Raw genomic sequence first — 274 nt, forward strand, 5'->3', positions numbered from 1 at the left:
AAGGCAATCAGACAGGCATACTCGACCGTGACCAGGCAAATGACGTCTCGGTCATGGAATTGGCAACAATTTAAGGAACCACAGAAAGGAAGAGCGATGCCGGACATCACTCTTAACGCCCCGAAACTGTTCGACCTCCGTGGCCGGATCGCCATTGTCACGGGCGCTGGCAGCGGAATTGGGCAACGGATCGCCATCGGTCTTGCGCAGTGCGGCGCGGACGTTGCCCTCCTTGACCGGAGAACCGACGACGGCTTGACGCAGACGGCCAAGC

General features: G+C 59.1%; 1 protein-coding gene. It reads left to right on the plus strand.

The genetic code is table 11. The features are described from left to right. Positions 1 to 96: 96 nt before the first annotated feature. A partial coding sequence (locus ACR9ZK_RS21960; RefSeq protein WP_481344071.1) for an SDR family NAD(P)-dependent oxidoreductase occupies positions 97 to 274 on the plus strand: 178 nt, incomplete at its 3' end.

Source organism: Monashia sp. HAY1-5C (assembly GCF_056755255.1).